General features: G+C 38.0%; 7 protein-coding genes. 1 reads left to right on the top strand and 6 read right to left on the bottom strand.

Features of this window, described 5'->3' with window-relative positions; translation table 11 throughout:
• The first annotated feature begins 207 nt into the window (after nt 1-207).
• Complete coding sequence (locus N7931_RS18805) at nt 208-804, top strand: tyrosine-type recombinase/integrase (RefSeq protein ID WP_262795884.1); 597 nt, start codon at nt 208-210, stop codon at nt 802-804.
• A gap of 274 nt (nt 805-1,078) precedes the next feature.
• On the opposite strand, the gene N7931_RS18800 is transcribed toward N7931_RS18805, so the two are convergent.
• From N7931_RS18800 to N7931_RS18775, 6 genes are all read right to left on the bottom strand, one after another.
• Nucleotides 1,079-1,756, bottom strand: a complete 678-nt coding sequence (locus tag N7931_RS18800) for a response regulator (RefSeq protein ID WP_262795883.1) — start codon at nt 1,754-1,756, stop codon at nt 1,079-1,081.
• Nucleotides 1,753-3,075 carry a DUF4118 domain-containing protein gene (locus tag N7931_RS18795; protein WP_262795882.1) on the bottom strand — a complete coding sequence of 441 codons (1,323 nt, stop codon included), beginning with the start codon at nt 3,073-3,075 and terminating at the stop codon, nt 1,753-1,755. The genes N7931_RS18800 and N7931_RS18795 overlap by 4 nt, the downstream gene beginning before the upstream one ends.
• A 20-nt stretch (nt 3,076-3,095) precedes the next feature.
• On the bottom strand, nt 3,096-4,583 hold the full coding sequence (locus N7931_RS18790) for a TrkH family potassium uptake protein (RefSeq protein WP_262795881.1): 1,488 nt from the start codon (nt 4,581-4,583) through the stop codon (nt 3,096-3,098).
• Nucleotides 4,584-5,305: 722 nt separating this feature from the next.
• Nucleotides 5,306-5,770 carry a mechanosensitive ion channel family protein gene (locus tag N7931_RS18785; RefSeq protein ID WP_316250596.1) on the bottom strand — a complete coding sequence of 155 codons (465 nt, stop codon included), beginning with the start codon at nt 5,768-5,770 and terminating at the stop codon, nt 5,306-5,308.
• Nucleotides 5,676-6,152, bottom strand: a complete 477-nt coding sequence (locus N7931_RS18780; protein ID WP_262795879.1) for a mechanosensitive ion channel family protein — start codon at nt 6,150-6,152, stop codon at nt 5,676-5,678. Before N7931_RS18780 ends, N7931_RS18785 begins: the two co-directional genes overlap by 95 nt.
• A 5-nt stretch (nt 6,153-6,157) precedes the next feature.
• Entirely contained in the window at nt 6,158-7,129 is a 972-nt protein-coding gene (locus N7931_RS18775; protein WP_262795878.1) for a calcium/sodium antiporter, read from the bottom strand.
• Nucleotides 7,130-8,113 lie beyond the last annotated feature (984 nt).

Here is an 8,113-nt window from a genome sequence, read left to right as displayed (position 1 = left end):
GTTCGGCCGCAAAACAACTGTCCACCGACAGAGCTAATCTGGTAAGGTTAGCAAAACGTTTAGGTATTCAAATTAAAAAGCAGTTAATTTAAAAGTGTGTTTATTATTAACTCGTTGAAGGGCGTGTATTGCTAGCTCGGAATTGTCCAAACCCTAATCAGTAATACATCAGCTATCCTCATAGTGACTTTTCAATAGGAGGTCATTATGAAACCAGAACTAAACCACAACACTACTGGTGTGAAACGCCCTTTCAAGCTTGAAGAGATTTGGCGTATTCGCACACGAATTGAAATTAAAAACAACTTGATGCAATTAGCTTTACTTAATTTGGCTATAGATAGCAAGCTTAGATCATGTGACTTACTGTCTTTAAAAGTTCGAGACGTCGCTACCTTCGATCAAGTATTTGAAAGGGTTCAATTGACACAGAAGAAAACAGGAATAGAAGTTCAATTTGAAATAACACTGCGAACGCAACAGAGTATTAGCCGTTGGATCCAAGAAGTCGCATTAGAATCCAGCGATTATTTATTTCGGAGTTTGCGGCGAGCCAATCAACCAATAAGCTATTCCTATTATATGTCTATCATCAGAAATTGGGCTGAGCAGTTAGGACTCGATTCTGACCTTTACGGAACTCATTCAATGAGAAGAACGAAAGCGACTTTGGTTTATGCACGAACCAAAAATGTTAGGGCTGTCCAGTTGTTACTTGGTCATACAAAAATAGATAACACAATAAGATACCTCGGAATTGAAATTGAAGATGCAATTAAGATTTCTAGAGAAACAGATTGTTGATTTAATTTAATATATGCAGCAACCCCAAGCTGCCTTTGTCCCAAAACGTGTTTTGGCAAATGCCTCAAAAGAGCGAATTGCGGAAATTCATCGATTGAGAATTGTTGCAACTTAAAAGTCAGCATTAAGTCCTCAAACAGACAGAAAATTTTTAGCACATTATTAGACTCTTAATGAGATGGCAATGGCGAGGTCAGCCGATCTAATAGTTCGAACGTTATCTTAGTAACCTCGGTGGTGCTATTGAGATTAAGTCAACCCGAAAATTGTATATTTATTCTGTTATTAACCTATAACCTACTCCCGGTTCAGTCTTTAGATACTCAGGAGCCGCTGGGTTTTGCTCTAATTTTTGTCTTAATTGGCCAATATGAACTCTGACATATTCAGGTCTGTCTATATAGTTCTTACCCCAGACAGATTCTAAAATTTGATTATGGGTCAAAACTTTATCCCGATTTTTCAAAAGTAATAGCAAAATACCGTATTCAATTTTTGTCAAATGGATTTCCTTGCCATCGCAAAGCACTAAACGTGCAATTGGATCAACTTTAACTCTGCCAAATTCAAATTGATTAACTTGGTTATCTTGATTCTGTCTGAGCGCAACTCTAATTCTTGCCATTAACTCAGGTGCGCTAAATGGCTTAGTAACATAGTCATTGGCTCCATTATCTAAAGCCTGAACTTTCTCTTTGTCACTAAACCGGGCTGATATAACGATAACAGGTATCGAAGACCAGCTTCTTAAATTTATTAACACATCTTGTCCGTCAATGTCATCCAGCCCAAGATCTAATAAGATGAGCTCGACATTATGATTGGTTAAATATTGAAGAGCGTCTAAACCTTGTTCAAAACAAATTAGCTCGTACCCGTAATTTTTTAATAAGGTTGTTAAAAAACTTTGCATGGCGGCATTATCTTCAACAATTAACACTTTTATTGTCATAAATTTCCTTTTTTGGGCCATTTGAGTTCAGCGGTTGCATTGTTTTGAATATGAATGTTCAATTTGCCATTATGAAGTTGCATGACTAAAGTACAAATTGGAATGCCCAATCCAGTACCTTTATCTCGGTCTTTTTTGAGGGTTGGATTGAGTTCATTAAATACTTGCAGCATGTAATGGCTTTCTGACTCAACGAAATCCAGCTGAATTCGCTCTAAACCGTATTTAGCCGCATTCTCAAGCAGGTTTGCCAGTGCGATTTCTAACAAAGTAGTATCAGCTAAACATTCGGCTTGGGGTGGAATATTCATTGTGATTTCACTGTCTTTTAAAACAAAAGAACGTCTGGCGATTGCTGCAGAAACAATATCCGCTATTAGTACAGGTTCCGAATCAACTACCTGAGTCAGTTCCTGAACTTGACTGAGTTCCATCACTTTGTCGAAATGACTACTTAATATATTGCTTTGGTTGAAGATATGTTGTGCTTGTTCACGGATTTGTGCTGAACTTAATTGTAACTCTTTGTCGGCAAGCATACTGGATGATCCCATGATAGTGGCCAAAGGGGTACGTAAGTCATGCGAAATGGATCTGAGCATCAGCGCCCGATTTTGTGCAAGTTCAGCTTTGATTTGAGCAGCCTTAGTTTGTCTGGCAAAAAATTCTTTTTGATACGCCTGGGTTAATAAAGATTTCGCAGTATTTACAAGCGTTCTGTTTTTCTCATAAGCACTGTAGTTAATCTGTAGAAAACCGATTGTTTGCTCTCCAAATTTTACCGGCAAGTTAAGTAAGGCAGGCTCAAATTCCTCATTTAAAAGTAACGTTTTCCAAATCACTGGGCTGGCTGTTTGGCGAGATAAAAGTTGTACTGTGTATTCAATCTGAACTTCAAATGTTTCCCTTTTATTTAATCCTCGTGCCAGCATGAACATACCGCGCATTTGTGACATTATATTTTGCGCTCTTTCTAACTGGTTAGAAAGTGAACCTGATAGCTGACTTATAAATAGTCCCAGACCTAACATAACCAAAAACGTAATTAAATATTCCACGTTATTTACATGTAAGGTGTAGTAAGGCTCTACATAAAACCAATCGAATAAAAGCACACTGATGAACGTGGTATTGATTGCCCAAAATCGTTTAAATTTATGTGCAATCCAAGTGACCCAGAGCAACTGAAGCATCGCAATATCTGTAGTGCTGATCCAGCTGCGAGATGGCAATAAAAGGACAACTATTGAGAATGGTACGACAACAACAAATAAAAATATTCTAGATTGAAGCCAAATTTTAGAACCGGAAAATTGCATAACTCAGTCTTTACTAAAAATTAATATTGCCAATATTGAGGTGTAAATAAAATTAATATAGTTAAAATTTCTAATCGCCCCATTATCATACCAACAGATAACCATAATTTTGCACCATCCGGTAAAGTTGAGAAATTTCCGGCAGGGCCAATTATGTCGCCTAATCCCGGACCGACATTACTAACTGCTGTTGCAGCTCCAGTCAATGCAGTTAACAAATCAAGGTGATAAAAAGATAAAATTAATGCAAGTATGGCTATAGTAGCAAAATAAATAAAACAGAACGCGAGGACAGTACCTAACAACTCATCATTTATTTTTTTGTTGCCATACTTTTGGGTCACTATCGCGTTTGGGTGAATTAATAAAGTTAATTGTTTTTTTAATAACATCCACGCTAACTGAGTTCTGAACATTTTAAGCCCCCCAGAGGTTGAGCCAGAGCATCCTCCACTAAAAGTTAAATAAAAAAAAGCGATTAAAGCAACACTTCCCCATAACGAGTAATCTTCGCTGGCATAGCCGCAGGTAGTGATAACAGAAATTACATTAAAAACACTATGTGTGAGTGCGCTAAACCAATCTCTTTGATTTTCTTCTACTTGATAAAAGGTCAACAAACAGGAAGCTCCAACCACAATTATAACAAAGGCTTTTACCTGTGGGTCGGTGATAACCGCAAATTTATCTCGGGAAAACATCTGAACAAATAATAAAAAAGGCATAGCCGCTAACAACATCCACAGACTAGCAAGCCAAGTCATGATGGGTATAGAATTAAAATATCCAAAAGACTCATCGTAATTTGAAAATCCGCCTGTAGCAGTTGTCGTCATCCCATGGGTTATTGCATCAAACGCATTCATACCTGCAAAATAATAACTGCTGGAAGCAAGTATAGTGATTGTTAAATAGGTAATTAAAATTGCTGAAGAAATTTTACTGCTTCTGGGCATGGCTTTATCTGAAATATCTGAACTTTCAGTCTTAAATAATTTCATCCCCCCAATCTTCAATGCAGGCAATATGGCTATTGCCATCACAATAATTCCGACACCTCCGATCCACTGTAAAATTGCTCGCCAAAATAGTACACCCTTTGCCGTATTATTTAATCCAGATAAAACGGTAGAACCTGTAGTTGTAATCGCTGAAACAGTCTCAAACCATGCATCAGTCCAGCTTAAGGTTGGTATTGTTTGATGAAGTGGGATGGCTGAAAAAAAACAAATAATTAACCATGCACTACTGGTTATAAAAAATAAATAACGTTTAGAAAATTGAGTAATTTCTTTGGTATTAATGATTAATAAACTTGCAATGAAAGCAATCAGCAGGCTATCAGCAAAAAAAATCCATGCAATTGTTTCTGCATAGTTATAGCTAACAACTGCCGTAATGAGCATAGCAATACTCAGGACAAATAATAAGTAGCCTAAGATTCGGAAACAAGCATTTAAAGTAGAATTTTGTACAGTTCGAACTAAATCATTTGATAATGACTGCATAGATAATCACTAAAAAATAAAGATAATTTCATTGTATGACGTGTGCGGGTGAGTTGTTGTAAGAATGCTCTAAAGATTTGAAAACGGAATATAAAGAAAATATAAAGCTGTATTCTTTAATAGTTTTCCAAAATCAATTTGAAGTGTTACAACGAAGTTAGCGCTTAGATTGGGTCGAACGAAGTGAATCCCAACATTTTTATTCAATATGCCAAAACGTTGGGTGCGCCTCTAGCTTACCCCACCTACCACAGATGCAAAATTTGAGTGGGGTAAAGGTCTGTTTATATCCGTCAGCTGTCGTTAAATAACCAGCAGCTAAGCTTGCGCTTTTGGCACGAAGCTGCCCCCAAACGTGTTTCGGCAAATGCCTCAAAAGAGTGAACAGCAGATCTTTAATGACTTCATTTAGGCATCGGCTATTCGAACTACAGCAGTTTTTAACTGATGCAGAATTTTTTAGATCCAGAACTTACTGAACTTTTATCACAATGCCATTAATTTTGTTACTGAATTATCCAGTTCATGTATTTATGAGTTTGTTATGGCATGTCAGAAGCAAGCGAAAAGAAGGTGTTTATAACATAAATATTAGTCGTCTACTCTTTATTTTAAGCGGGCGGGTATTTGCTCTTCTTCAATTTTATGTCGTTATGCCAGCACTAGGCAGCTAATTGCCGCCTAGAGAGTTCATTGAACATATATATTTTTAGTAATTAGATTTAGCTTAATTTATTGGGTATACCATCTTTTGCCTGAATAATATGCAAGTCTCGTTGAGGGAAAGGAATTGTAATTCCTTTACTCTCAATTTTTCCTTTCATTTTACGTTGTATATTCCAATGAATATCCCAGTAATCAGAGGTTGGCGCCCAAGCTCTAAGCTGAAGATTTACTGAGCTATCAGCCAGTGTATGAACCAGATATTGGGGCTCAGGAGCTGCCATAATGCGCTGGTCTTCAGACACCAGTTCTCTTAGGGCCGTTAGTCCATCTTCAATTGAATCACCATAAGAGATTGCGACAGTAATATCCATTCGGCGTTTGCCGTTTCGGCTGAAATTCTTAATCGCATTACTCCAAACAGAACTATTAGGAATAGATACAAAAATTCCATCCGCGGTTTCCAACACTGTTGTAAATAACCCTAAATCTACAACGCTTCCAGAGTAGCCAGATACTTCTATAAATTCTGATTTTTTTCAATGGTTTTAAAAATAACAGCATCACGCCAGCTGCAATATTACGTAATGTGTCTTTTAGTGCTAGTCCAATTGCCAAACCAGCAGCACCTACGAGAGCGACTAAGCTGGCTGTATTTACCCCAAACAGGTCGAGAATAATCACAAGCGCGATTAAATACACTATGTAACCCGACAGAGTCGTCAGCAGTTTTGTAATAATTTCATCCTGTTTACTTAACCGATAAACACCGTTATGAACAGCTCGCCTGAGAATTTTTGCACCTATAATCGCGACAATTAAAATGAATATTGTCAGCAAAGTATTCTTTGCTACAACAATTAGTTGAGGTTGGTTCTCAGCAAAAAAATTAATAATTGTTTCCATTCATCTCACCCCAGTAAATTTATAAGTAGGTAGCCATTGTAAGCAAAATAAGCAGTCAAGAGAGTACCGCCTTCAACTCGATTAATTTTTCCTTTACGCCCAAAACCGTATGCCATAATCAGTAAAGCCAGAGTTAATAGCAACATAACAACCCAATCCCGGTTAAACGCTTCCGCAGAGATTTTGGGGATGGGATGAATAATCCCGGCAATGCCAATAACCGCGAGGATATTGAATATATTAGAACCGACGACATTACCAATAGCGATATCATGCTCACCTTTTTTGGCAGCAATGACGGAAGCTGCAAGTTCGGGTAATGATGTGCCGAGAGCTACAATTGTTAAACCAATAATCAGATCGCTCACGCCCAGCGCTGAAGCAATTTCAACAGCACCCCATACTAGAATTCGTGAGCTGATAATGAGTAAGAGCAAACCTGCTACTAACCAGAATATAGCTTTGCCCATAGGCATCGAATGGTCTGTTAACTCTTTATCAAACTCTTGTTCTAGCATATCGCCTGAGTTTTTCATGCCGGAATAAACCGACCAAGCGATGAAAACAAATAACCCAACCAGTAGTAATATGGCATCAATTGACGTAAGTGTGCCATCATAGAGTAAATAACCACAAAACAGGACGACTCCCACTAACAGCGGGAGCTCTTTTTTTACGATATTGGATTGTACCGCAATTGGGGCAATTAGTGCGGTTACCCCCAGAATTAAACTAATGTTAACTATATTGGAACCCAAAGCATTCCCGAGCGCGAGATCTGGATTTCCGTCGCTCGCAGCCATAGCTGATACAACCATTTCGGGTGCGGAAGTGCCAAATCCCACAATGACCATCCCAATCAAAATTGGAGATAGCCCAGCAAGCTTTGCTGTTGCAGCTGCGCCTTCAACAAATCGGTCAGCACTCCATACAAGCAGGGCAAACCCAGCAATGATAGCAAGTAATGCTAATAACATACTGTTTCCCCCTTTAGCTGAATGGCAGGGGCTGCGCTTTGATAGCCGTATTGAATAAAATTGTTGGTAGAGCTGTTAATCAACTGCTTCATAAGATTTGTCCTTAGGGCAGAAATGACAATTAAGACAATGATTCATCTCTGCCCGAAATGACCAATTGTCTTAAGTCTTGTCAAAGTTTGTTAAACCCGAAACTGCCACGAGCATTGGAGGCTCGGGGTATGTTGACAGTTTCCCCGCGTTAAGCGGGAGACTACTCCCCTAAGTCAGGTTAGGATAATTAAATTGCGTTTAGTATACAAATATTTTTATCGTTAAGAGTGTTTCTACGAAATGATAAGATTGTTTCTACTATTAAAACTAGGATTAAAATATTTGAAGTTTTGTCAAGTTACGCTGAATAAACGGGCTCCTCATATTTTAGCTTGAAAGTGGTTCTTCTGATATTTCAAGTTAGTCTGACAGAATCTCATAGCGTCTAGACCTTTACGCAGATTCAATAATATATCAACTCGTCACTCAAGCTGATTTTCAACAAGTTAAATAGCTGAATAATACCTACACTGATTATTATTTAGATGCCGTTGACATCACCTTTTAATGAGCTTTCAGTTATAACGAGTATCAGAGGGAACCCTACTTTCTCTCTGAACTCATGGGCATTTCACTATAACACCATTCAAATGTTGGTTGCGTTATTAATTCGTCGTTTAAAACCTTGATTGTGGCGGTCTAAAAAACTTAATGTCAAAATTGGCCCAATGCACTCCTAATATGTCCTTAAAGCCACTTTACGATAAAACCTATTTCTTAAAATTGCACTACTGAATTGATATCACTCACCGATGTAAAGTAGATGTCCCTTTTCTAATTATTGAGCTTTCGCTTCTGGCACAAAGCACGCATTCGGTCTAACCCATTTATGTCCAAAATCGAGTTTATCCTACCGTCTGCTTCTATCTCATTTTTGAAATTGATGACAAG

It is taken from the genome of Catenovulum sp. 2E275 (genome assembly GCF_025515275.1).
GTDB lineage: Bacteria > Pseudomonadota > Gammaproteobacteria > Enterobacterales > Alteromonadaceae > Catenovulum.
The sequence above is the reverse complement of the archived record's forward strand: the minus strand, read 5'-3'. Positions and strand labels throughout refer to the sequence as shown.